Source organism: Streptomyces sp. NPDC014801, assembly GCF_043082085.1.
Taxonomy (GTDB): domain Bacteria; phylum Actinomycetota; class Actinomycetes; order Streptomycetales; family Streptomycetaceae; genus Streptomyces.
Map to the genome: position 1 here is coordinate 646,943 of NZ_JBIBXG010000001.1, position 23,597 is coordinate 670,539.

Consider the following 23,597-nt stretch of genomic DNA (forward strand, 5'->3'; position numbering starts at 1 on the left):
GTGGGAAACCCTAGGTCACCGGTTCCTTCGCGGTGACGGTGCGGTAGGCGATCTCCGCCAGCCGCGCCTGGCCGTCCGTGCTCGGGTGGAACCAGTCCCAGTGGCTCAACTGGGCCGTCCCGAAGCGGAAGTCGTGGACCGCGTTGCCGTCGAAGCGGCAGTGGCGGTCCTTGGCGCACACGTCCTTCAGCACGCCGTTGTACGCCTCCACCCGGTCCTGCACCGTGTCCCGGCGCAGGGTCGCCGCCGCGCTGAAGGAGTCCGCGTCGCCCAGCATCGACGGGCAGATCCCGAGCTTCCAGATCTGCTTGCCGAGCGCGTTGGTCCGCCCCTGCGCCCACAGCCGCTTCAGGTTCGGCACGCTCGCCACGTACACCTCGGCCGTCGGCAGGCTCGCCCGCAGCGTGCGCAGGGCCTCCTCGAACCGGGCGCGGAAGTCCGCCACCGGCGTCATCGCCGCGGTGCTGTCCCGGCAGGCGTCGTTCGCGCCCGCCATCACCGTCACCAGCTGGGGCCGGTGCGCCACCGCCCGCGCCATCTGCGCCGGCACGTCCGCCATCCGCGAGCCCGTCACCGCGTAGTTCCAGCTGTGCGTGGCCGCCCGCTCCTTGCCCAGCAGCCGCACCGCCAGCGAGTCGACCCGCGGGCTGCTGCCGGTCGCCCACGACACCTCCGGGCAGTCCGACAGCACCGAGCAGGCGTCGAAACCGCGCGTGATGGAGTCGCCCACCGCCGCGACCGAGTCCGGCCTGGTGTTCCACGACGGGGTCGGCGACGGACGCGCCTGACCCCCCGGCCCGCCGGGGGAGTCCCCGCCGATCGCGTCACAGCCCGAGGCGCCCAGCACGACGGCCGCCACGAGAGCCGTCACCGCCCGCGCCCGATGGCTTCGCTTGCGCATCCCCTGCAGACCCCTCACCTCGTCCGGCAGACTCCTCCCCACCATGACAACGCGCGGGAGTTCCCCCGCCGTGCCGTGCAACGGCTCACACCCGCTCAAGCGTCCCCCTGGGTGAATGGCGGGCGTTTCACGGCACCGGGACCGACGGTACGTCACACTCCTTGCGCCGCCGCACGGTAGCCTCGCCATCAGCGTGGCCCGCCCGGCCGCCGCCCCGCCCGCAAGACGACCCGCCTGCCCGGAGGTCCCGGTGACGACACGTGGAGTTCTGTACGTGCACTCCGCGCCGCGCGCGCTGTGCCCGCACGTCGAGTGGGCCGTCGCCGGGGTGCTCGGCACGCGCGTCAACCTCGACTGGATCCGGCAGCCCGCCGCGCCCGGCACTTGGCGCTCGGAGTTCTCCTGGCAGGGCGAGGCGGGCACGGCCTCCAAGCTGGCGTCCGCGCTGCGCGGCTGGCACCTGCTGCGCTTCGAGGTCACCGCCGAGCCCTGCGCCACCGCCGAGGGCGAGCGCTACTCCTGCACCCCCGACCTCGGCATCTTCCACGCCGTCACCGGCATCCACGGCGACATCCTCATCCCCGAGGACCGGCTGCGCGCCGCCCTCCTGCGCTCCCAGCGCGACGAGACCGACCTGGAGGCCGAGATCGCCAAGCTCCTCGGCAAGCCCTGGGACGACGAACTGGAGCCCTTCCGGTACGCGGGCGAGGGCGCCCCGGTCCGCTGGCTGCACCAGGTCGTCTGAGCAGCGCAAGCCACCCGTAAGCCCCCCCCAAAAAAAAGCCCGAAGGGCCCCCACCGCGCGGGTGGGGGCCCTTCACGCTTGCGTACGTGGCTGTCAGACCGTCCGGAACGCCAGCACCACGTTGTGCCCACCGAAGCCGAACGAGTCGTTCAGCGCGGCGATACGGCCCTCGACGGGCAGCTTGCGCGCCTCCCCGCGGACCACGTCCGCGTTCGCCTCGGCCTCGGGGTCGATGTTGTCGACGTTGATGGTCGGCGGAGCCACCCGGTTGTACAGCGCGAGCACGGTCGCGACCGACTCCACACCGCCGGCGCCGCCGAGCAGGTGACCGGTCATCGACTTGGTCGCGGAGACCGCCATGTGGTCCGCGTCGTCGCCGAAGACCTTGCGCAGCGCCTTCAGCTCCGCGATGTCACCGGCCGGCGTCGACGTGGCGTGCGCGTTGACGTGCACGATCTCGGCCGGGTTCAGGTCCGTGCGGTCCAGCAGGTTCTGCAGGGCGTGCGCGATGCCGCGGCCCTCCGGCTCCGGCTGCACGATGTCGTGGCTGTCGGCGGAGATGCCCTGGCCGACCGCCTCCGCGTAGACGCGGGCGCCGCGCTTGGCGGCGTGCTCGGCGGACTCCAGGACCAGCACGCCGGCGCCCTCGCCGAGGACGAAGCCGTCGCGGGCGACGTCGTAGGGGCGCGAGGCGCCCTGCGGGTCGTCGTTGTTCTTGGACATCGCCATCATGTTGCCGAACGCGGCGATGGGCAGCGGGTGGATCGCCGCCTCCGTACCGCCGGCGACGACGACGTCGGCGCGGCCGGTGCGGATCATCTCGATGGCGTAGCCGATGGCCTCGGCGCCCGAGGCGCACGCGGAGACCGGCGTGTGCACGCCCGCCCGGGCGCCCACGGCCAGACCCACGTTGGCCGAGGGGCTGTTCGGCATCAGCATGGGGACGGTGTGCGGGGAGACGCGGCGGACGCCCTTCTCCTTCAGCACGTCGTACTGGTCCAGCAGGGTCGTCACGCCGCCGATGCCGGAGGCGATGACCGCGCCGAGCCGGTCGGGGTCGATGTTCGGGTCCTCACCCGCCTTGGCCTCGAAGCCGGCGTCCTTCCACGCCTCCTGGGCCGCGATCAGCGCGAACTGCGCCGAGCGGTCCAGCTTGCGGGCCTGCGGCCGCGGGATGACCTCGGTGGGCTCCACGGCGACCGGGGCCGCGATCTTGACGGCCTGGTCGGCCGCCCACTCCTGCTCCAGGGGCTTGACGCCGGAACGGCCGGCGACCAGGCCCTCCCAGGTCGAGGCTGCGTCGCCACCCAGCGGTGTGGTTGCGCCGATACCGGTGACGACCACGGTGCGATTGGTCGAGCTCACGGGAATTCTTTCTCCAACGATTGAACGAGGATTCTCACGGCGCCACCGCCGGGTGGCGGGGCCGGGGCTCCCCGGCCCGAGCAGGACTCAGGCCTGGTGCTTGAGGATGTAGTCGGTCGCGTCGCCGACGGTCTTGAGGTTCTTGACGTCGTCGTCCGGGATCTTGACGTCGAAGCGCTCTTCGGCGGCGACGACGACCTCGACCATGGACAGCGAGTCGACGTCCAGGTCGTCGGTGAAGGACTTGTCCAGCTGGACGTCCTCAACCGGGATCCCGGCGATCTCGTTCACGATCTCCGCGAGACCGGCGACGATCTCTTCCTGAGTGGCGGCCATGGTGGCGCTCCTTCGTTGATGTTCTTCCAGGTGTGGCGCCCGCCGCGGGAGCGGCAGGGTGGTGCTTTCGCCGTGCCGGAATCGATGATCCGGCACGGAGTGCCTAGGGGAGGGTAACGACCGTCGCGGCGTAGACGAGACCCGCCCCGAATCCGATGACGAGCGCGGTGTCGCCGCTCTTGGCCTCCCCGGTCGCCAGGAGCCGCTCCATCGCGAGCGGGATCGAGGCGGCGGAGGTGTTGCCGGTGGTGCGCACGTCCCGGGCGACCGTGACCGTCTCCGGCAGCTTCAGGGTCTTCACCATCGAGTCGATGATCCGCTCGTTGGCCTGGTGCGGGATGAAGACGTCCAGCTCGTCGGGGCTGACCCCGGCCGCGTCCAGCGCCTGCTGGGCGACCTTCGCCATCTCGAACACGGCCCAGCGGAAGACCGCCTGGCCCTCCTGGGTGATGGCCGGGAACTTCTCGACCGTGCCCTCGCGATAGTCCGTCCACGGCACGGTCTGCTTGATGGTCTCCGACTTGTCGCCCTCCGAGCCCCAGACCGTCGGGCCGATGTGCGGCTCCTGGGACGGGCCGACCACGACCGCGCCGGCGCCGTCACCGAACAGGAAGGCCGTCGCGCGGTCCTCCAGGTCGGTCAGGTCGCTCAGCCGCTCCACGCCGATGACCAGCACGTACTCCGCCGAACCCTCGACGATCATGCCCTTGGCGAGGGTCAGGCCGTAGCCGAAGCCGGCGCAGCCCGCGGAGATGTCGAATGCGGCGGCCTTGTTCGTGCCGAGCTTGTCGGCGATCTCGGTGGCCACGGCCGGGGTCTGCTTGAAGTGCGAGACCGTGGAGACGATCACCGCGCCGATCTGCTCGGCGGAGATCCCGGCGTCCGCGATCGCCTTGCCGGACGCCTCGACGGACATCGCGGCGACGGTCTCCTCGTCGTTCGCCCAGTGCCGGGTCTGGATGCCCGAGCGCGAACGGATCCACTCGTCGGAGGAGTCGATCTTCTCGAGGATGACCTCGTTGGGGACCACGCGGGTCGGGCGGTAGCCGCCGACGCCGACGATGCGCGCGTACGGGGCGCCCTTGCTGGCCTTGATCTTCGCCATGTTCGATTCGGCTCCTTGGGCGTCTCAGGCGTGCTCGGCGATGAGCGCGCGGGCCGCGTCGAGGTCGTCGGGGGTCTTCAGCGCCAGCGTCTTCACGCCCGGCAGGGCGCGCTTGGCCAGGCCGGTCAGGGTGCCGCCGGGGCACACCTCCAGCAGGGCGGTGACGCCGAGCTGCTGGAAGGTCTCCATGCACAGGTCCCAGCGGACCGGGTTGGCCACCTGGCCGACCAGCCGCTCCAGCACCTCGGCGCCGGAGGCGACGGTGCGCCCGTCCTTGTTGGAGACGTACGCGACCTTCGGGTCGGCCGGCGTGAGGGCCTTGGCGGCCTCGGCCAGCTTGTCCACGGCGGGCGCCATGTGGTGGGTGTGGAAGGCGCCGGCCACCTTCAGCGGGACGACCTTGCGGACGCCCTCGGGCTTGTCCTCGTTCAGCGCGGCGAGCTGCTCCAGCGTGCCGGCGGCCACGATCTGGCCGGCGCCGTTGATGTTCGCCGGGGTCAGGCCGAGCTTCTGCAGGTGTGCCGTGGAGACCTCCGGGTCGCCGCCGAGCAGCGCCGACATGCCGGTCTCGGTGATCGCGGCGGCCTCGGCCATCGCCAGGCCCCGGGTGCGCACCAGGGTCAGGGCGGCCGTGTCGCCGAGGACGCCCGCGAACGCGGCCGCGGTGATCTCGCCGACGCTGTGGCCGGCGACCGCGCCGGGGGTGACGTCACCCAGTGCCGCGGCGGACAGGATGCCGGCCGCCACCAGCAGCGGCTGGGCCACCGCGGTGTCGCGGATCTCCTCCGCGTCGGCCTTCGTGCCGTAGTGGGCGAGGTCCAGTCCGATGGCCTCGGACCAGGCGGCGACGCGGTCGGCGGCGCCGGGCAGGTCGAGCCAGGGAGTCAGGAAGCCGGGCGTCTGAGCGCCCTGGCCGGGAGCGACGAGTACGAGCACTCTCACACTCTCTCTTGGGGACGGCCGTGGCCGCCCGTGGGGACAAGGACGAAGAACACGAGGGGGTTTTGTGGGCCCCCGACAAAAGACTAGGTCTGGGGATCACCGTCGGCCAGACGCCCCAGGATCAGTGCGATGCGCAAGGTGAACGCAGAGCGTACATCGGAAGGCGACCAACCGGTGACGTCAGTCACACGTCGAAGCCGGTAGCGCACGGTATTGGGGTGAACGAACAGCATCCGCGCGGCTCCCTCCAGGCTGCTGGCCTGTTCCAGATAGACGGAGAGCGTCTCCAGGAGCGCGGAGCCGGCCTCCTCCAGCGGTCTGTAGATCTCCTCCACCAGCTGCTCGCGCGCCATCGGATCACCGGCCATCGCGCGCTCCGGCAGCAGATCGTCCGCCAGCACCGGCCGCGGCGCGTCCTGCCAGGCCGCGCACGCTTTCAGGCCGGCCGCGGCGGCCTGCGCGGACCGGGTCGCGGCGAGCAGGTCGGCCACGACCGGGCCCGCCACCACCGGCCCGGCGGCGAACGGGCCGATCAGCGACCTCGCCACCGCGAGCGGGTTGTCGCTGCCGCCCGCGATGACCACCAGCCGGCTGCCCAGCACCCCGGTGAGCACCTGCAGCTTGGCGTGCCGGGCGGCGCGCCGGATGGCCTCCACGGTCAGCTCGCTGTCCCCGTCGGGGGCCGTGCCCAGCACCACGCACACATGCTCCGGGGCGTTCCAGCCGAGCGCGGCGGCCCGGCTGACGGCGCCCTCGTCGGCCTCCCCGCTGAGTACGGCGTTGACGACGAGGGACTCCAGGCGGGCGTCCCAGGCACCGCGTGCCTCGGCGGCCTGCGCGTACACCTGCGCGGTGGCGAAGGCGATCTCGCGGGCGTACACCAGCAGCGCCTCGCGCAGCACGCTCTCGTCGCCCGGGGCGGCCACCTCGTCGATGGCCGACTCCATGACCTCGATGGTGGTGCGCACCATCTCCACGGTCTGGCGCAGCGTGATCGCCCGGGTCAGCTCGCGCGGCGCGGTGCCGAAGACGTCGGTGGAGATGGCCTGAGGGGTCTCGGGGTGCCGGAACCACTCGGTGAACGCGGCGATGCCCGCCTGGGCGACCAGCCCGATCCAGGAACGGTTCTCCGGGGGCATCGCCCGGTACCAGGGCAGCGTCTCGTCCATCCGCGCGATCGCCTGCGCGGCCAGTGAACCGGAGGACTTCTCCAGCCGCTTCAGCGTCGCGGAGTGCGGATGGACGGGGTGCGCTGCGGGGTCGGGATGACGGGATTCGGGTTCGGGCACGGGGACAAGACTGCCTTATCGGGACGTCGGCGTGTGGAGCCGGGTACGGGTCCGTCCGCCTCGGTGGCACCGCGTGCCGCCGCCGGCGTCGCGGAACGGCCCGAAAGGCCCGGCCGCCGGTGCCCTGGGCGGCTCCGGGCGGGGCTACCGTGGGGCCCGTGATGGTGGACGTACGGCGCGCGGACGAGCGCTACCCCGGGGGCGAGCCCGGGGCCGGGATCGAGACGCGGCACGCCTTCTCCTTCGGCCCGCACTACGACCCGGACAATCTGCGCTTCGGCGCGCTGATCGCCTGCAACGAGGAGCGGCTCGCGCCCGGCGCCGGGTTCGACGAGCACCCGCACAGCCACACCGAGATCGTCACCTGGGTCGTCGAGGGCGAGCTGACCCACCGCGACTCCACCGGCCACGAGACGGTCGTACGCCCCGGCGACGTGCAGCACCTGAGCGCGGCGGCCGGCGTGCGGCACGTGGAGCGCAACGACGGCGCTGCCGCGCTGACCTTCGTGCAGATGTGGCTGGCCCCGCGGGAGCCCGGCGGCGAGCCGTCGTACGAGGTGGTGCGGGGCATCGCCGACTCCACCCCGTACGCCGTCCCGGCGGCGGGCGCGCTGCTGCACGTGCGGCGGCCGGCGGCGGGGGAGCGGACGGCGGTGCCGGACGCGGCGTGCGTGTACGTCCACGTGGTGCGCGGTCACCTCCGCCTGGACGCCGGGCGGCCGGGGCCGGATCACGCGGTGGGCGCCGGGCGGCAGGAGCCCGGAGACCCGGCGGATGCCGGCGGGCAGGAGTCCGGAGACGCGGCGGACGCCGGGCGGCTGGGCCCCGGTGACGCCGTGCGGATCACGGACGCCGAGGGCTTGGAGCTGCTCGCGGAGACATCGGCGGAGGTCCTGCTCTGGGAGATGTCGCATGCACGTTCGGCACTCGAACGCATGTAGCCGAGTGTGCACGTCCCGCTACACGCTGCTTACCTGAGGGAGGCCCGGAGTTACCCCCTCGGGCCTCCCTCAAACCAAGGAGAACGAGCAGCATGAAGCTCACCCATCGCACCCTGATACGCGCCGCCGCGCCCGCCGCGGCCGCCGGAGTGGTCCTGACCGCCTTCGCCCTGCCCGCCGTGGCGCAGGACCCGCCCGGATCGACGGTGACCCGCTCCGGCGGCACGGTCCAGCTCCTCGCCCGCTCCGGCGTCGCCAACCAGGTCACCGTCGGCCTGAACGCCGGCCACCTGATCGTCGAGGACCAGTCCGGCATCGCCGCGTTCAACGGCTGCCAGCGGCTGCCCGGCAGCACCGTCTCCGCCGACTGCGGCACCGGCGTCACCCAGCTGCGCATCCTCCTCGGCGACAACGGCGACACCCTCTTCATCGCCGACGACGTCGCCATCCCCGCCTCCGTCGACGCGGGCACCGGCCCCGACGTGATCACCACCGGCGCCGGCAACGACACCATCAGCGTGCGCGACGGCGTCCGCGGCAACGACTCCGTCAACTGCGACGGCAACTCCGCGACGGGTGTCGACCAGGTCGTCGCCGACCCCGGCGACTTCGTCTCCACGACCTGCGAGCGCCGGGCCTTTTTCTAGCCCCGTGACGCTCCCGGGGCGTGGATCACTCCTGGTCGGTGGCCTGTTCGGCGTTGCGCCACACCGTGATGTCGACGGTGACGTAGTCGCTCGGGTCGTCCTTGGGTGCCGCGCCCCGGTAGGTGACCAGCGCGATGTGCCCGGAGCGCGTGTGCACGCACAGCTGGGAGCCCTTGCTCAGCTGTGAGAGGTGGACGTCGTCGGTGTACCGGGTGACGCTCCGGCAGGTCGCGAGCGAGCCCTTCTCGGCGTTGGACAGCAGCACCAGCCGCTCGTGGTCGCTGCCGACGACCGGCGTCTCGTCCGCCGAGTAGGAGGGGTCGTCGTCGTAGTAGAGGTCGGCGCTCTCGCCGTAGCGGGCGTTGGAGCTGTCGTCGGTGAGCGGCTTGGGCGGCGAGTCCGCGAACCGCACCCAGTAGCCGTGCGGGATGGTGACGCCCCGGTAGGTGACCGGCTTGGGGTCGGGCAGCGGCTGCGGGGCGGCCGTGGCGTCGGAGCGCCCGTCCGCGGAGTCGCCGGACCCGAGGTTGGCCAGCAGCGACATGCAGCCGCCCAGCCAGACCAGCGCCAGGACCACGCCGACGCCGATCGCCAGCCCCCGGCCGACCCGGGCCCGCGAGGGTGGCACCGGCTGCGGCGGCTGCCAGACGGGCTGCGGGGCGGGACCGTGCGGCGGTGCGTGGACCGGCTGGGGCGCGGCCGGGCCCGGCGGGTAGGACGGCGGGGGCGTGGGCGGGCCGTAGGCCGGCCGCGGGGCGGCGGGCGGGTGTCCCGGACCGGCCACGACGGTCGGCGCGGCGTGCGCGGTGTGCGCGCCCGGCGGCTGGGCGGCCACGACGGTGGGCGCGGCGTGCCCGGGCGGCGCGGCGGAGCCCTGCGCCGGGGACGCGGGCGGCGGGGTCCCGGGAGCGTCGAGCCGGGTGACCGGCGCGGTGGGCGGCGGGGCGGCCGGCGCGGTCGTGGGCGCCGAGGCGAGCGCCGCCGACGCGGACACCCGTTGGGTGATCTGCGCGGCGATCGCCTGCGGCAGCCAGGAGCCGGACTGCCGCAGCGGCGTGGGGGAGGCCTCCTGGCACAGGGCGAGCAGCTCGGCCGGCGAGGGCCGCTCGGCGGGGTCCTTGGCCAGGCAGCGGGCGACGAAGGCGAGCGGGGCGGGCAGCCCGGCGAGGTCCGGTTCCTCGTGCACGATCCGGTACAGCACCGCGTGCGAGGGCCCGTCGCCCCAGGCGCCCCGGCCGCGCGCCGCGAACACCGCGACCTGGCCGAGCGCGAAGACGTCCGCGGCGGGGGTCACCGGCTGACCGGCGGCCTGCTCGGGCGACATGAACGCCGGAGTGCCGACGGAGACGCCGGTGCCGGTGAGCGCGGTGGCGTCGACGGCCCGGGCGATGCCGAAGTCGATCACCCGCGGGCCGTCCGCGGCGAGCAGCACGTTGGACGGCTTCAGATCCCGGTGCACGATGCCCGCGCCGTGCACCACCGACAGCGCCTCCGCCATCCCGGCGAGCAGCAGCAGCACCGACGGCAGCGGCAGCGGGCCGTGCTCGGCGACCGCGGCGGCCAGCGAGGGGCCCGCCACATAGGCGGTGGCCAGCCACGGGCGCGGGCCCTCGGTGTCGTAGTCGATGACGGGAGCGGTGTACAGGCCCTGCACGCGCTGCGCGGCCTGCACCTCCTGGCGGAAGCGGCGGCGGAACTCGGGGTCCTCGCTCAGCTCCGGCCGGATCATCTTCAGCGCGATCGGGTGCCCGCCGGGCGTGTACGACAGGTACACGGTGCCCATGCCGCCCGATCCGAGGCGGGCCGCGAGCCGGTAGCCGGCGACCTCGGCCGGGTCACCCGCCTCCAACGGCCGGAACTCGCCCTGCTGTTGTGTCCCTGCCATCCCTGTCTCCCCCGAGCGTCACGACACCGACCTTCGCGCACAGGGAGGTTAGCGGAAGTGATCACCCGGCCCCGGGTCAGGTCCGCAGCTCGGCGAGCACCGCGTCCGTGAACGCCGGCCACGCCTCGATCGCCCACGGCCCGAACGCCCGGTCCGTCAGTGCCACGCAGGCGGCACCCTGCGCGCCCGCCCGCCCGGCGTCCGGGTCGATCCACAGGAACGTGCCCGACTGGCCGAAGTGCCCGAAGGTGCGCGGCGAGGACGCGGTGCCCGTCCAGTGCGGCGCCTTGCCGTCGCGGATCTCGAAGCCGAGGCCCCAGTCGTTGGGGTTCTGGTGGCCGTAGCCCGGCAGCACGCCCTTGGTGCCCGGGTACTGCACGGTCATCGCCGCGGCGACCGTGCGCGGGTCCAGCAGCCGCGGCGCCTGCACCTCGGCGGCGAAGCGCAGCAGGTCCTCGAGAGTCGACACGCCGTCCTTGGCGGGGGAGCCCTCCAGTGAGGTGGCGGTCATGCCGAGCGGCTCCAGCACCGCCTGGCGCAGGTACTCCGCGAACGGGATGTCCGTCGCCTTGGCCACATGGTCGCCCAGCTGCTCGAACCCGGCGTTCGAGTACAGCCGCCGCTCCCCGGGCGCGGCCGTGACCCGGTGCTCGTCGAAGGCGAGACCGGAGGTGTGCGCCAGCAGGTGCCGCACCGTCGACCCGGGGGGACCGGCCGGCTCGTCCAGCTCGATCGCGCCCTCCTCGTAGGCGACGAGCACGGCGTACGCCGCGAGCGGCTTGGTCACCGAGGCCAGCGGGAAGCGGTGCCCGGCCGGGCCGTGGGTCCCGAGGACCGTTCCGTCGGCCCGGACGACACCCGCGGCGGCGGTGGGAACCGGCCAGTTCTCGATCAGTGCGAGGCTCTGCAGCGACATGCCGACGAGCCTAAGCGCTCACAGCGTCAGCTCCATCAAGGGGTCGGGCTTGCGCACGAACCCCATCGACGCGTACAGCGGCTCCGCCTCGGCGGACGCGGTCAGATGGACGTAGCCCGCGCCCCGCTCACGGAACCAGGCCAGCAACTCCTCCATGCAGGCGCGGGCGTACCCGCGCCGCCGCGCGTCCGGGTCGGTGGCCACGCTGAAGACGAACCCGGCGATCCCGCGCGGATGGCCCGCCCGTCCGATCCGGTACTCCAGCGTCCCCACGACCAGGGCGGCCAGCGCCCCGGGCCGCTCGGGATGGTCCACGACGAACGCCGCGAAGTCGCCGTCCGGGTCCGCGAGCCGTGCCCGCAGCCCGGGCAGCGACTCCGCGTGCCAGTCCGCGGCCCGCTCCGAGCGGACGGCGTCGATCATCACCTGGCGCAGCCGGAGCAGTTCCCCGGCGTCCTCCGGCACGGCACGACGTACTAGGCTCATACCGCCTACGGTACTTACATCCGGGTCCGTTGTCCCCGGGAACTCCTTGTTCAATCCGCTTGCTTGGAGTGCACTCCAAGGTCATAGCGTGGGGGTCATGACGGTGATGCAGACCACGGCCGAGGCCCGCCGGAGGGCCGAGGACACAGCCACCCGAAGGGACCTCTGCTCCGCCCCGCCGCCGCGGCACCCGCGCCCCGACGGACAGGACCGCTACACGATCAGCGAGGTCGTCGCCTTCACCGGCCTGACCGCGCACACCCTGCGCTGGTACGAGCGGATCGGGCTGATGGACCACATCGACCGCTCGCACACCGGCCAGCGCCGGTACAGCAACCGCGACCTCGACTGGCTCGACCTGGTCGGCAAGCTGCGGCTGACCGGCATGCCGGTCGCCGACATGGTCCGGTACGCGCAGCTGGTGCGCGAGGGGGACAGCACCTACGCCGAACGCCAGGAACTGCTCGAGGCGACCCGCCGGGACGTTCTGGCCAGGATCGCCGAGCTGCACGACACGCTCGCGGTGCTCGACCGCAAGATCGACTTCTATGCGGGGGCCGGACGGCCCGGCGCGAGCGCCGCTACAGCTGCGCCAGCAGCTCCGCCTTCTTCACGGAGAACTCCTCGTCCGTGACCAGCCCCGCCTGATGCAGCTCTCCCAGGTGCCGGATCCGCTCGGCGATGTCCGCCGGATCCCGCCGGGCGGCCGGCACCGCCACCACAGGCCGGGCCTCGCGCACCGCGGCCAGCACCGCCGCCGCGAATGGCAGCGACTCGTGCACGGGCCCGTACCCCAGGCCGAACACCACGGCCGCCGGGTCCTGGTCCGGTGTCGGCGGCGCGGCGCCGTCGTCGTCCCGCCGTATCAGCCGCAGATGCCCCTCGAAGATTTCGGGGGAGCGCCACTCCACCCCGCTGAGCGCGTCCACGGCGAAGCTCTGGTCCCCGGCCTTCCACTTCGCCGACGACGCACCCGTCCACGACCAGCGGAAACGCACGACGGACCCGTCGAAGGACGCCTTCGCGTCGTACGCCTTGAACGCGCGCGGCGTACGCGGCGCCTCCACCAGGAACCGCTCGGTGGGACCTGACGCGGTGAGCAGGCCCCGCAGCTCGTCGGCGTAGTACTCGGCGAGGGTCTCCCGCTCGGCCGGCAGCACCAGCCGGTAGGGGTCGCCGCCCTCCTTCAGCTGACCGTCGGCCGCCTCCCACAGCGGATCGGCCCCCGGCCGCGGCACGGCCCGCAGTACGACCGTGCCCCGCTTGCCGGGTGTCAGCGTCACCGACTCCAGCGCCGCGAGCGGGACACGCCGCTCACCGAGCGCCGGGAACAGCTTCGGTGTCCGGATCCCCCGTTCGTAACGGATGAGCACGGAGTCGGACTCGAACTCCCAGGCGGCATGAAATCCGGCCAGTACGTCACCCATGCGGCTCATCGTATGCGGCTCCGCTTCTTCGGCCCATCCCCCCGCAGACCGCACTTCCTGCTGTCTCTACGCGCGTCCGGCCATCGAGGCACCGGACAAACCCACCCGGCAGGCACCGTCCTCGTCGGCGCATCTCACCGCGTCATATGCGCCGACGCCGATGTCGGCGAAGTTGCGCAGGCTGTCCGTGCCGGGGGCGAAGTAGCCGGCGTGCCCGTCGGCGTCCCGCGCCGACAGCACCCGCGCGCCGAACGCCGGCGACACCGGGTCCGCGCCGTGGCCCAGCCCGCCGAACTCCAGGTACGGCACGTCCTGGATCCAGTCGGTGGCGTCCCGCATCGCCCACACCCGGGCCGGTGTGCCCAGGTGCTCCGCCTTCGCCACCCGCATCCCGGGGCTGCCCGCCACCGCGATGTCGGCCACCCGCTTCGGCAGGTCGTGCGCGGCGACCCCGCACACCACCGAGCCGTAGCTGTGGCAGAACAGCGACACCGGAGCGCGCCCGGGCAGCGCCCGCAGCAGCGCGTTCAGGCGTACGGCGCCGTCCTCGGCGCGCATCGCGGTCGCCGAGTCGATGCCCAGACCGGCGGGCGCGGTGTAGTCGGCCCAGGCGATCACGGCCGTACGGGTCGTGGGGCTCGCCGCCCGCTCGGCCGCGTACAGCGAGCCGGCCATGCCGACGGGCGCCGAGTATCCGCGGTAGGTGCGCTGGAAGGTGAGCAGGTTGGTGTCCACGCCGGGGACGATCACCGAGATCCGCTCGGCCTGGTCGAGGTCGCCGAAGACCTCGGCGGCCCGCCCGGAGCCGTCCGGGTCGAAGGCGAGGATCTGCCGGCCGTTCCGCAGCATCGACTCGAAGCGGTGCATCCGTTTGCCCGCCACCTGCTGCCCGGCCCTGCTGAGCCGGGCGTCGCTCATCCGGTCCCGTTCGGTGTGCACCGCCTGGGCGAGCGCCACCCGGTTGGCCCGGTAACGCAGACCGGGCGGGGCGCCGTTCATGTTGCCGACGGCGAGGGGATAGCGGCGGGCGAGGGCGTCGCGCTGCTGGACGGTGAGCGAGGCGAAGAAACGGGTGAGGCGGGCGGGCCCGGCGTCCGGGTCGGGCAGCCGGTGGCCGCCCACACTGCCCTGCTCCCAGGCCGAGAGCGACGCCTGCAGCGCGGTGCTCTCCCGCCCGTGGCGCATGGCCGTCCAGCCGGTGGTCGCCAGCATCACGAACACCACGGCCAGCGCGAGCAGCATGCGCCAGACGTTGATCTGCGGTGAGGAGGAGTCGAAGGAAGTCACTGGGAGGACACACTAGGAGAACGAGAGGGTCTCGCGTGAACCGAGTGACAGGGATCACGTTTCGCAAACGCGGTGAAGGGATCAGGGGGTGCGCCAGGTGCCCGTGATCGCCGGACCCACCTGGTCCAGGTAGTGCGCCGTGAGCTCGCGCATCGCCTCCACACTGCCGTCCTCGCCCACGCTCCAGCGGCGCTCGGTGACCCTCATCACCCCGCCGAAGACCGCCACCAGCAGCCGCGGCCGCGGATCGGCGTCCACGTCGATGCCCTCGCGGTCGGCCAGCACCCGCGCGATCTTCTCCTCCGTCTCGGCGGAGCGGCGCAGATGGGCGGCGAGCAGTACCGGGGTCGACTCGATCATCCGGTACATGCGCAGGTACAGCTCCACCGGGACGACCGCCTCGATCGACTCGCCGATGCGGTCCCAGCCCTCCACGAGGGCCTGCCGCAGCGCCTGCATCGGCGTCTCCTGTGGCGGGCGGTCGCGCACCGCCTGGAGGAAGGACGCCTCCGTCATGGCCTGCACGGCGAGCGCGGCGTCCTCCTTGCCCGCGAAGTAACGGAAGAACGTGCGCTGGGAGACGTCGACCGCCTCGGCGATCTCGTCGACCGTCGTGCGCTCGTAGCCCTGGGTCGTGAACAGCTCCAGGGCGGCCCGCACCAGCGCGTCCCGGGTGCGCTGTTTCTTGATCTCGCGCAGCCCCGGCCGCGGCGTCGCGCGTGGGGTCCCGAGCGTGTCCACATTCCTCCTTCGGAACAGTTCTCCCAGTTCAGGCTATCCGAGCGTGTCCTGTCAGTTACCGACTTGTGAATTGGTTTGTCAATTGTCAGTGACTGTCACTAGCCTCGAACGTATGACTAGTCAGATCACCCTCGACAAGACGGGACCGGGGGGCAGCGGCCCGGACTCGTCGGGGCAGGCGCCCGCCGCCTCCGGCCTGCGGGGCCATCCCTGGCTCACCCTCATCACCGTCGCCGTCGGCGTGATGATGGTGGCCCTCGACGGCACGATCGTGGCCATCGCCAACCCCGCCATCCAGAAGGACCTCGGCGCCACCTTCCAGCAGGTGCAGTGGATCACCAACGGGTACTTCCTGGCCCTCGCGGTCTCCCTGATCACCGCCGGCAAGCTCGGTGACCGCTTCGGCCACCGGCAGACCTTCCTGATCGGTGTCGTCGGCTTCGCCGCCGCCTCCGGCGCGATCGGCCTGTCCGACTCCATCGCGCTGGTCGTGACCTTCCGCGTCTTCCAGGGCCTGTTCGGCGCGCTGCTGATGCCGGCCGCGCTGGGCCTGCTGCGGGCGACCTTCCCGGCCGAGAAGCTCAACATGGCCATCGGCATCTGGGGCATGGTCATCGGCGCCTCCACCGCCGGCGGCCCGATCCTCGGCGGCGTCCTCGTCGAGCACGTCAGCTGGCAGTCGGTGTTCTTCATCAACGTGCCGGTCGGCGCGCTGGCCCTGATCCTCGGCCTGCTGATCCTGCTCGACCACCGCGCCCAGAACGCCCCGCGCTCCTTCGACCTGCTCGGCATCGCCCTGCTGTCCGGCGCGATGTTCTGCCTGGTCTGGGCGCTGATCAAGGCCCCCGAGTGGGGCTGGGGCGACGGGTCGACCTGGACGTTCATCGGCGCGTCCGTGCTCGGCTTCGTCCTCTTCTCCCTGTGGGAGACGAAGGTCCGCGAGCCGCTGATCCCGCTGCAGCTGTTCCGCTCGGTGCCGCTGTCCGCCGGTGTGGTGCTCATGGTCCTCATGGCCATCGCCTTCATGGGCGGCCTGTTCTTCGTCACCTTCTATCTGCAGAACGTGCACGGCATGAGCCCCATCGACGCCGGCCTGCACCTGCTGCCGCTCACCGGCATGATGATCGTCGGCTCGCCGCTGGCCGGCGCGCTGATCACCAAGCTGGGCCCGCGGGTGCCGCTGGCGGGCGGCATGGCCGTCACCGCGATCGCCATGTACGGCATGTCGACGCTGAAGGTGGACACCGGCAGCGGCCTGATGTCGCTGTGGTTCGCCCTGCTGGGCCTCGGCCTCGCCCCCGTCATGGTCGGCGCCACCGAGGTCATCGTCGGCAACGCGCCCATGGAGCTCTCCGGTGTCGCCGGCGGTCTCCAGCAGGCCGCGATGCAGATCGGCGGCAGCCTCGGTACGGCCGTGCTGGGCGCCGTGATGGCCTCCAAGGTGGACAGCGACCTGCCGGGCAACTGGAAGGACGCCGGTCTGCCGCCGCTCACCGAGCAGCAGCTCGGCCAGGCCTCCGAGGCCGTCCAGGTGGGCGTGGCCCCCGTGCCGCCGGGCACCCCGGCGCAGTTCGCCGAGAAGATCACCGGCGTCGCACACGACACGTTCATCTCCGGCATGAGCCTGGCCTCGCTGGTCGCCGCCGGGGTGGCCGTCGTGGCGGTGCTCGTCGCGTTCCTCACCAAGCGCGGTGAGAACGCGGAGGCCGGCGCGGGCGCGGCGCACATCTGACGCCGCGTCGGCGAAGTTCGCCCATCAGGGTGACAGTGCCGGGGAACCCTCCCCCCGGCAGCCGGGCACACGTCACAGTGGGTCAAGCCTTCCGGTACGGCACGTTCCCCGGGCATCGCTGCCTGGCATGTGCGCCCGCACCGGAAGGCGGCCCGGGTGCCGCCGCGCCGGCGGAGGGGGACGGCGCGGCGGCGCCCGGGCTTTTTCGCGAATTCCGGCCGTTCGGCGGCATGACCGCGCCAACCCCGGTTACCCGCAGAGACAGAGCCCCGATGCACCACCAACTGACCCCGGGGCTCCGGGAGTTGATGATGGCGGGCTTCGGGAACGGAACGCGCGGGTACCCCCGGTCACGTGGCCGGACGTGGTCACGGACCGGGCCGGACCGCGCGACGCTCGGCATCATCGGAGCCGTCTGCGCGGTCGCCGGCTTCTTCGCCCTGGGCATCGTTCTCGGCCCCGCGGCGATGTTCTGCGGCTGGCTCGCCCTGGGCCGCACCTGGTCCGGCGCCGCCCGACGCCCTCCGGCTTTGATCGCCTTCGCCCTCGGCGCGATCGACACGCTGGTGGCCCTGATCTCGCTGGCGACCCGCTAGCGGCTCCGCCGGTCGGGGGGCACTGGCCGTCGTTCACCTGCGGCCCGGTGGGCGGCTGATCGCGCAGTTCCCCGCGCCCCTGGGGGTTGCAGTCCCGTCGGCCGCGACCTCGCGTCGCTGCGGGCTGTGGGTATTGGCCGTCGTTCACCTGCGGCCCGGTGGGTGGCCGGTCGCGCAGTTCCCCGCGCCCCTGAGGAGTTGCAGTCCCGTCGGCCGCGGGCACCGCGTCCGCTCAAGCCGCGGGCATGCGTGCCTCCCCCAAGCTCTTCGAGCAGGGGGGACCCCCAGGGCGGCACGGGTGGGCGCTGGGGGTACCCCCTGCACGTAGTGCTTGGGGGAGGCACCCCGTAAGCGCCGGGCTGCGCACCCCACGGCGTCCAGCGCAACGCCAGGCACAGTGCACCGCAGGCACGCGCACCCTGGGGCACAAGTCACCGTCGCGAAGGGTCCCGCAACGCCGCGACCTCCGCTCGCAGCGCCCGTACCTCCTCCGTCAGCGCCTCGATCGCCTCCGTCTGACGCCGCTCCTCCACATCGTCCTTCTCGAAGCGCGCGATGAACCACGCCGCGATGTTCGCCGTCACCACACCCAGCAGCGCGATCCCCGACAGCATCAGCCCGACCGCGATCAGCCGCCCCAGCCCGGTTGTCGGCGCGTGGTCCCCGTACCCCACGGTCGTCATCGTCGTGAACGACCACCACAGCGCGTCACCCAGCGTCCGGATGTTCCCGTGCGGAGCCGACCGCTCCACCGACAGCACGGCCAGCGACCCGAACATCAGCAGCCCGACGACCGCCCCGACGACGTACGTCGTCAGCCGGATCTGGTTCGCCATCCGCGCCCGCCGCCCCACCAGCAGCAGCGTCGCGACGATCCGCAGCAGTCGCAGCGGCTGCAGCACCGGCACCACCACCGCGCACAGGTCCAGCCAGTGCCGGCGCACGAACAGCAGCCGGTCGGCGGCCAGCGCGAGCCGCACCAGGTAGTCGGTGGCGAACGCCCCCCACACCACCCACTCGACCACCGTGCACGCCAGCGTCACCGGCCACCCCGCGTCGCTGTCCACGATCGGCACGGCGTAGGCGACGGCGAACAGCACGGCGAGGGCCAGCAGGGGCCGCTGGGTGCGCTGCTCCCAGCGGACCTGCGGCGATTGTGCGTCCATGACCGCCATCGTAAGGAACGCATAAGGGCGGTGGAGGCCGGGAAAACCGGCCTGCACCGCCCTGCGAGCGCCCCGGAGGGCTACGCGTCGCCGCCCGCGGCGCCGGGGTCCGCCGCCGTGACGTCGAGCAGCTGGTACCGGTCGACGGCCTGCTTGAGCGCCGACCGGTCGATCTTGCCCTCGCGGGCCAGCTCGGTCAGCACCGCCACCACGATCGACTGCGCGTCGATGTGGAAGAAGCGCCGCGCCGCCCCCCGGGTGTCCGCGAAACCGAACCCGTCGGCGCCGAGCGACTGGTACGTGCCCGGCACCCACCGCGCGATCTGGTCCGGCACCGACCGCATCCAGTCGGAGACGGCCACGAACGGCCCCTGCGCCCCGGACAGCTTGCGCGTCACGTACGGCACGCGCTGCTCCTCCTCCGGGTGCAGCAGGTTGTGCTCCTCGCAGGCCACGGCCTCACGCCGCAGCTCGTTCCAGGAGGTCGCCGACCACACGTCGGCCTTGACGTTCCACTCCTCGCCGAGGATCCGCTGCGCCTCGATCGCCCACGGCAGGGCCACACCCGAGGCCATGATCTGCGCCGGGACCGCCCCGGCCTGCCCTTCGGCGAACCGGTAGATGCCCTTGACGATGCCCTCGGCGTCCACGTTCTCCGGCTCGGCCGGGTGCTGGATGGGCTCGTTGTAGACGGTGAGGTAGTAGAAGACGTCCTCGCCGTGCGGGTGCTCCTCGGAGCCGCCGTACATCCGGCGCAGGCCGTCCTTGACGATGTGCGCGATCTCGAAGCCGAAGGCCGGGTCGTACGCCACGCACGCCGGGTTGGTCGAGGCGAGCAGCTGGGAGTGGCCGTCCGCGTGCTGAAGCCCCTCACCGGTCAGGGTCGTGCGGCCGGCGGTCGCACCCAGCACGAAACCGCGCGCCAGCTGGTCGGCCATCTGCCAGAACTGGTCGCCCGTGCGCTGGAAACCGAACATCGAGTAGAAGACGTACACCGGGATCAGCGGCTCGCCGTGCGTGGCGTACGCCGAGCCCGCCGCGATCAGCGACGCCGTGCAGCCGGCCTCGGAGATGCCGTCGTGCAGCATCTGGCCGGTCGGCGACTCCTTGTAGGCGAGCAGCAGCTCCCGGTCCACGGACTCGTACTGCTGGCCCAGCGGGTTGTAGATCTTCGCGCTCGGGAAGAAGGAGTCCATGCCGAACGTGCGGTACTCGTCCGGCGCGATCAGCACGAACCGCTTGCCGAGCTCCTTGTCCCGCATGAGGTCCTTCAGCAGCCGTACGAACGCCATGGTGGTGGCGATCGACTGGTTGCCCGACCCCTTCTTCACGGTCGCGTACGTCTTGTCGTCCGGCAGCGCGAGCGGCTTGGAGCGCACCACCCGGGTCGGCACATAGCCGCCGCACTGCTTGCGGCGGTCGTGCATGTACTGGATCTCCTCGGAGTCGCGCCCCGGGTGGTAGTACGGCGGGGCGCCGCTCTCCAGCTCCTTGTCGGAGATCGGCAGGTGCAGCCGGTCGCGGAAGCGCTTGAGGTCGTCGACCGTCAGCTTCTTCATCTGGTGCGTGGCGTTGCGGCCCTCGAAGTTCGGCCCCAGCGTCCAGCCCTTGATCGTCTTCGCCAGGATGACCGTCGGCTGCCCCTTGTGCTCCTTGGCCGCCTTGAACGCCGCGTAGATCTTGCGGTGGTCGTGACCGCCGCGCCCCAGGTGCAGGATCTGGTCGTCGGTCATGTTCTCGACCATGGCGCGCAGCCGGTGGTCGTCGCCGAAGAAGTGCTCGCGGATGTACGCGCCGGACTCGGTGGCGTACGTCTGGAACTGGCCGTCCGGGGTGGTGTTCATCCGGTTGACCAGCACGCCGTCGCGGTCCTGGGCGAGCAGCGGGTCCCAGCTGCGGTCCCAGATCAGCTTGATCACGTTCCAGCCGGCGCCGCGGAAGACCGACTCCAGCTCCTGGATGATCTTGCCGTTGCCGCGCACCGGGCCGTCCAGGCGCTGCAGGTTGCAGTTGACCACGAAGGTCAGGTTGTCCAGGCCCTCGCGCGCGGCGATGGACAGCTGGCCCAGCGACTCCGGCTCGTCCATCTCGCCGTCGCCGAGGAAGGCCCACACATGGGACTTGGAGGTGTCGGCGATGCCGCGCGCCTCCATGTAGCGGTTCATCCGCGCCTGGTAGATCGCGCCGATCGGGCCGAGGCCCATGGAGACCGTCGGGAACTCCCAGAAGTCCGGCATGGAGCGCGGGTGCGGGTAACTGGACAGGCCGTCGGGATACTTCGACTTCTCCTGGCGGAAGCCGTCCAGCTGGTCGGCGGTGAGCCGGTCGAGCAGGTACGCGCGCGCGTAGATGCCCGGCGAGGCGTGCCCCTGGAAGAAGACCTGGTCGCCGCCGTCGCCCTCGTCCTTGCCGCGGAAGAAGTGGTTGAAGCCCACGTCGTACAGCGAGGCGGAGGAGGCGAACGTGGCGATGTGCCCGCCGACGCCGATCCCGGGCCGCTGCGCCCGCGAGACCATCACCGCGGCGTTCCAGCGGGTGGCGTTGAGGATCTTGCGCTCGATCTCCTCGTTGCCGGGGAAGAACGGCTCGTCCTTGGTGGCGATCGTGTTCACGTAGTCCGTGCTGCGCATCTCGGGCACGGCCACGCGCTTCTCGCGGGCCCGCTCGATCAGCCGCAGCATCAGATAGCGCGCCCGCTCCCGGCCGCGCTCGTCGATGGCGGCGTCGAGCGAGTCGAGCCACTCCTGGGTCTCTTCGGGGTCGAAGTCGGGGACCTGACTCGGAAGGCCGCCAATGATGATCGGTGTGCGATCGGAACCGGAAGCCACGCTGATCCTTACCTGTCGAAGGAGCCTGTCGAAAGGGACCTGTCCAGATCTGTTCACAGGGCTGTGTTGACGCCGCCCCCATCGTCCACCCCGGGTGGGGCACACGTCATCTCCGACGCCGTCCCTACCGAAAGGTAACCAGCGGTGACCAAGGGGGCGCCCGGGGGTGGGAAACTCATTCGAGTCTCGTACCCACAGACGGTTCCCAAACGCCCAAAGGGGGCAGAAAGGTGTGGTGTACGTCACCTGGGCCTGGGATCGTGTGCCGTAGGTTGCGGCGACACGGCCAGGATCGTCACCGTTTCGGCGGTCTGAACCGCCGGGTACTTGCGCGATCCGTCCCGCCCGTGTGGACTACGGCCAATGCTTCGCGCACGCGCGTGGCTGAGATATTCACCAAGACATGATCAGGAGGCACCCCGTGAGCGCGACCGCGGACCACGCGGAGGAGCGGACGAACCCTGCCGCCAGGCTGGGGTTCCAGCCCGGGCAGGTGGTCCAGGAGATCGGCTACGACGACGACGTCGACCAGGAGCTCCGCGAGGCCATCGAGGAAGCCATCGAGGGCGACCTGATGGACGAGGACTACGACGACGTGGCCGACGCCGTTGTGCTGTGGTTCCGTGACGACGACGGCGACCTGACGGATGCGCTGGTGGATGCCACCACGTACATCGAAGAGGGCGGCGCGATCCTGCTCCTCACGCCGAAGACCGGCCGTTCGGGATACGTCGAGCCCAGTGACATCTCGGAAGCCGCCACCACGGCGGGGCTGACGGCGTCCAAGAGCGTCAGCGTGGGCAAGGACTGGAGCGGCAGCCGGCTGGCCACGCCGAAGGCGGCCAAGTCCAAGCGGTAGACCATGTGCCCGGGCGGGCCGGCCGACGCCGGCCCGCCCCTGGGCCTGCCGTCGTCCCCGTGTGATCGCCTCGTAGGGTGGAGTCCGGCGTTTCACCCGAACAGCGCACCGAAAGGGACGTACCACGATGGCGATCCAGGTCGGCGACAAGGCCCCCGACTTCGAGCTCAAGGACAACCACGGCCGGACCGTGAAGCTGTCCGACTTCCACGGCAGCAAGAACGTCGTCCTGATCTTCTACCCGTTCGCCTTCACCGGCGTGTGCACCGGCGAACTGTGCGAGGTCCGCGACAACCTGCCGCAGTTCTCCGACCGCGACACCCAGGTGCTCGCCGTCTCCAACGACTCCATCCACACCCTGCGCGTCTTCGCCGAGCAGGAGGGCCTGGAGTACCCGCTGCTCAGCGACTTCTGGCCGCACGGCGAGGTCTCCCGCGCCTACGGCGTCTTCGCCGAGGACAAGGGCTGCGCGGTGCGCGGCACCTTCGTCATCGACAAGGAGGGCGTCGTCCGCTGGACGGTCGTCAACGGCCTGCCCGACGCCCGCGACCTGAGCGAGTACGTCAAGGCCCTCGACACCCTCTGACCACGCCGGCCCCCCGCGTCGCCCGTCCGGCCCCACACCCGGTGATTTCCGGGTGCCAGGGCCTGCGGCGGGCGGGAACCCGTCACTAGGATCGGTTCGTTGATCCGATGTCACAGCACGACGGGGCTCCCCGCCCCCGAACACCAATGGAGGACTCGTGGGAGTCAGCCTCAGCAAGGGCGGCAACGTATCGCTGACGAAGGAGGCCCCGGGCCTGACCGCCGTCATCGTGGGTCTGGGCTGGGACGTGCGCACCACCACCGGCACCGACTTCGACCTGGACGCCAGCGCACTGCTGCTGAACAACTCCGGCAAGGTCGCCAGCGACCAGCACTTCGTCTTCTTCAACAACCTCAAGAGCCCCGACGGCTCCGTGGAGCACACCGGTGACAACCTCACCGGTGAGGGCGAGGGTGACGACGAGCAGATCAAGGTCAATCTGGCCGGCGTCCCGGCCGACGTGGAGAAGATCGTCTTCCCGGTCTCCATCTACGACGCCGAGAACCGCCAGCAGTCCTTCGGCCAGGTGCGCAACGCCTTCATCCGCGTCGTCAACCAGGCCAACCAGCAGGAGATCGCCCGCTACGACCTGAGCGAGGACGCCTCCACCGAGACGGCGATGGTCTTCGGCGAGCTCTACCGGCACGGCGCGGAGTGGAAGTTCCGCGCCATCGGCCAGGGCTACGCCTCGGGCCTGCGCGGCATCGCGCAGGACTTCGGCGTCAACGTCTGACGTCGAGACCATCGCCTGAACGTCACCGTCCGGCGCCGCGCGGTTTGCGCGCGGCGCCGGACGCGCAAGACATCCACACAGGCA

At 71.9% G+C, this 23,597-nt stretch carries 23 protein-coding genes; 9 read left to right on the forward strand and 14 right to left on the reverse strand.

Going from position 1 to position 23,597, the window contains the following annotated elements; all coding sequences use genetic code 11:
* Window positions 1-10: 10 nt before the first annotated feature.
* Window positions 11-901: an SGNH/GDSL hydrolase family protein gene (locus tag ACF1AL_RS02810; protein WP_391819216.1), complete on the reverse strand. Its 891-nt coding sequence runs from the start codon at window positions 899-901 to the stop codon at window positions 11-13.
* Window positions 902-1,151: 250 nt separating this feature from the next.
* On the opposite strand from ACF1AL_RS02810, the gene ACF1AL_RS02815 reads away from it, so the two are divergent.
* Window positions 1,152-1,646, forward strand: a complete 495-nt coding sequence (locus ACF1AL_RS02815; RefSeq protein ID WP_366840868.1) for a DUF3145 domain-containing protein — start codon at window positions 1,152-1,154, stop codon at window positions 1,644-1,646.
* 93 nt (window positions 1,647-1,739) lie between these two features.
* Here ACF1AL_RS02815 and fabF read toward each other — a convergent pair whose 3' ends face one another.
* The 5 genes from fabF to ACF1AL_RS02840 form a co-directional block, all read right to left on the reverse strand.
* On the reverse strand, window positions 1,740-3,011 hold the full coding sequence (fabF, locus tag ACF1AL_RS02820) for a beta-ketoacyl-ACP synthase II (RefSeq protein WP_366840869.1): 1,272 nt from the start codon (window positions 3,009-3,011) through the stop codon (window positions 1,740-1,742).
* Between the two features lie 87 nt (window positions 3,012-3,098).
* Window positions 3,099-3,347 (reverse strand): acyl carrier protein, encoded by a 249-nt coding sequence (locus ACF1AL_RS02825; protein WP_004931691.1) that lies wholly within the window; start codon window positions 3,345-3,347, stop codon window positions 3,099-3,101.
* Between the two features lie 103 nt (window positions 3,348-3,450).
* Window positions 3,451-4,452 carry a ketoacyl-ACP synthase III gene (locus ACF1AL_RS02830; RefSeq protein ID WP_366840870.1) on the reverse strand — a complete coding sequence of 334 codons (1,002 nt, stop codon included), beginning with the start codon at window positions 4,450-4,452 and terminating at the stop codon, window positions 3,451-3,453.
* Between the two features lie 24 nt (window positions 4,453-4,476).
* Window positions 4,477-5,388, reverse strand: a complete 912-nt coding sequence (locus tag ACF1AL_RS02835; RefSeq protein ID WP_391659368.1) for an ACP S-malonyltransferase — start codon at window positions 5,386-5,388, stop codon at window positions 4,477-4,479.
* An 89-nt stretch (window positions 5,389-5,477) separates the two neighbouring features.
* Window positions 5,478-6,683: a helix-turn-helix domain-containing protein gene (locus tag ACF1AL_RS02840; RefSeq protein WP_366840872.1), complete on the reverse strand. Its 1,206-nt coding sequence runs from the start codon at window positions 6,681-6,683 to the stop codon at window positions 5,478-5,480.
* Window positions 6,684-6,844: 161 nt separating this feature from the next.
* Between ACF1AL_RS02840 and ACF1AL_RS02845 the strand changes: the two genes are divergently transcribed.
* Both ACF1AL_RS02845 and ACF1AL_RS02850 read left to right on the forward strand, forming a co-directional pair.
* Window positions 6,845-7,624 (forward strand): pirin family protein, encoded by a 780-nt coding sequence (locus ACF1AL_RS02845; RefSeq protein WP_391825438.1) that lies wholly within the window; start codon window positions 6,845-6,847, stop codon window positions 7,622-7,624.
* Window positions 7,625-7,716: 92 nt separating this feature from the next.
* A complete protein-coding gene (locus ACF1AL_RS02850) occupies window positions 7,717-8,271 on the forward strand; it encodes a hypothetical protein (protein WP_391825392.1) in 555 nt (184 codons plus the stop codon).
* A 25-nt stretch (window positions 8,272-8,296) separates the two neighbouring features.
* On the opposite strand, the gene ACF1AL_RS02855 is transcribed toward ACF1AL_RS02850, so the two are convergent.
* The 3 genes from ACF1AL_RS02855 to ACF1AL_RS02865 form a co-directional block, all read right to left on the reverse strand.
* Complete coding sequence (locus tag ACF1AL_RS02855; RefSeq protein WP_391825393.1) at window positions 8,297-10,156, reverse strand: protein kinase; 1,860 nt, start codon at window positions 10,154-10,156, stop codon at window positions 8,297-8,299.
* A 76-nt stretch (window positions 10,157-10,232) separates the two neighbouring features.
* Window positions 10,233-11,072, reverse strand: a complete 840-nt coding sequence (locus tag ACF1AL_RS02860; RefSeq protein ID WP_391659365.1) for a serine hydrolase domain-containing protein — start codon at window positions 11,070-11,072, stop codon at window positions 10,233-10,235.
* A gap of 18 nt (window positions 11,073-11,090) precedes the next feature.
* Window positions 11,091-11,558, reverse strand: a complete 468-nt coding sequence (locus ACF1AL_RS02865) for a GNAT family N-acetyltransferase (RefSeq protein ID WP_391695146.1) — start codon at window positions 11,556-11,558, stop codon at window positions 11,091-11,093.
* Between the two features lie 97 nt (window positions 11,559-11,655).
* Between ACF1AL_RS02865 and ACF1AL_RS02870 the strand changes: the two genes are divergently transcribed.
* Window positions 11,656-12,192 (forward strand): MerR family transcriptional regulator, encoded by a 537-nt coding sequence (locus ACF1AL_RS02870; protein ID WP_391825394.1) that lies wholly within the window; start codon window positions 11,656-11,658, stop codon window positions 12,190-12,192.
* Here the strand turns inward: ACF1AL_RS02870 and ACF1AL_RS02875 are convergent.
* From ACF1AL_RS02875 to ACF1AL_RS02885, 3 genes are all read right to left on the reverse strand, one after another.
* Window positions 12,140-12,985 carry a DUF4429 domain-containing protein gene (locus ACF1AL_RS02875; protein WP_391779957.1) on the reverse strand — a complete coding sequence of 282 codons (846 nt, stop codon included), beginning with the start codon at window positions 12,983-12,985 and terminating at the stop codon, window positions 12,140-12,142. The two genes, ACF1AL_RS02870 and ACF1AL_RS02875, sit on opposite strands and share 53 nt — an antisense overlap.
* A gap of 66 nt (window positions 12,986-13,051) precedes the next feature.
* The gene (locus ACF1AL_RS02880; protein ID WP_384209804.1) at window positions 13,052-14,272 is read right to left on the reverse strand and encodes an alpha/beta hydrolase; all 1,221 of its coding nucleotides are present in this window, start codon (window positions 14,270-14,272) and stop codon (window positions 13,052-13,054) included.
* An 81-nt stretch (window positions 14,273-14,353) separates the two neighbouring features.
* Window positions 14,354-15,013, reverse strand: coding sequence for a TetR family transcriptional regulator (locus tag ACF1AL_RS02885; protein ID WP_366840881.1), 660 nt, complete (start codon window positions 15,011-15,013; stop codon window positions 14,354-14,356).
* A gap of 112 nt (window positions 15,014-15,125) precedes the next feature.
* Between ACF1AL_RS02885 and ACF1AL_RS02890 the strand changes: the two genes are divergently transcribed.
* Both ACF1AL_RS02890 and ACF1AL_RS02895 read left to right on the forward strand, forming a co-directional pair.
* Entirely contained in the window at window positions 15,126-16,745 is a 1,620-nt protein-coding gene (locus ACF1AL_RS02890; RefSeq protein WP_366840882.1) for an MFS transporter, read from the forward strand.
* A 311-nt stretch (window positions 16,746-17,056) separates the two neighbouring features.
* On the forward strand, window positions 17,057-17,341 hold the full coding sequence (locus ACF1AL_RS02895) for a small hydrophobic protein (protein WP_366840883.1): 285 nt from the start codon (window positions 17,057-17,059) through the stop codon (window positions 17,339-17,341).
* Between the two features lie 431 nt (window positions 17,342-17,772).
* Here the strand turns inward: ACF1AL_RS02895 and ACF1AL_RS02900 are convergent, their stop codons facing one another.
* Window positions 17,773-18,507 carry a potassium channel family protein gene (locus ACF1AL_RS02900; protein ID WP_366840884.1) on the reverse strand — a complete coding sequence of 245 codons (735 nt, stop codon included), beginning with the start codon at window positions 18,505-18,507 and terminating at the stop codon, window positions 17,773-17,775.
* A gap of 80 nt (window positions 18,508-18,587) precedes the next feature.
* Window positions 18,588-21,335 carry a pyruvate dehydrogenase (acetyl-transferring), homodimeric type gene (aceE, locus tag ACF1AL_RS02905; RefSeq protein WP_391819224.1) on the reverse strand — a complete coding sequence of 916 codons (2,748 nt, stop codon included), beginning with the start codon at window positions 21,333-21,335 and terminating at the stop codon, window positions 18,588-18,590.
* A 421-nt stretch (window positions 21,336-21,756) separates the two neighbouring features.
* Between aceE and ACF1AL_RS02910 the strand changes: the two genes are divergently transcribed.
* The 3 genes from ACF1AL_RS02910 (at window position 21,757) to ACF1AL_RS02920 (ending at window position 23,513) form a co-directional block, all read left to right on the forward strand.
* On the forward strand, window positions 21,757-22,194 hold the full coding sequence (locus ACF1AL_RS02910) for a DUF3052 domain-containing protein (protein WP_167529716.1): 438 nt from the start codon (window positions 21,757-21,759) through the stop codon (window positions 22,192-22,194).
* A gap of 127 nt (window positions 22,195-22,321) precedes the next feature.
* Entirely contained in the window at window positions 22,322-22,780 is a 459-nt protein-coding gene (locus ACF1AL_RS02915) for a peroxiredoxin (protein ID WP_366840887.1), read from the forward strand.
* Between the two features lie 157 nt (window positions 22,781-22,937).
* A complete protein-coding gene (locus ACF1AL_RS02920; RefSeq protein WP_103782295.1) occupies window positions 22,938-23,513 on the forward strand; it encodes a TerD family protein in 576 nt (191 codons plus the stop codon).
* Window positions 23,514-23,597 lie beyond the last annotated feature (84 nt).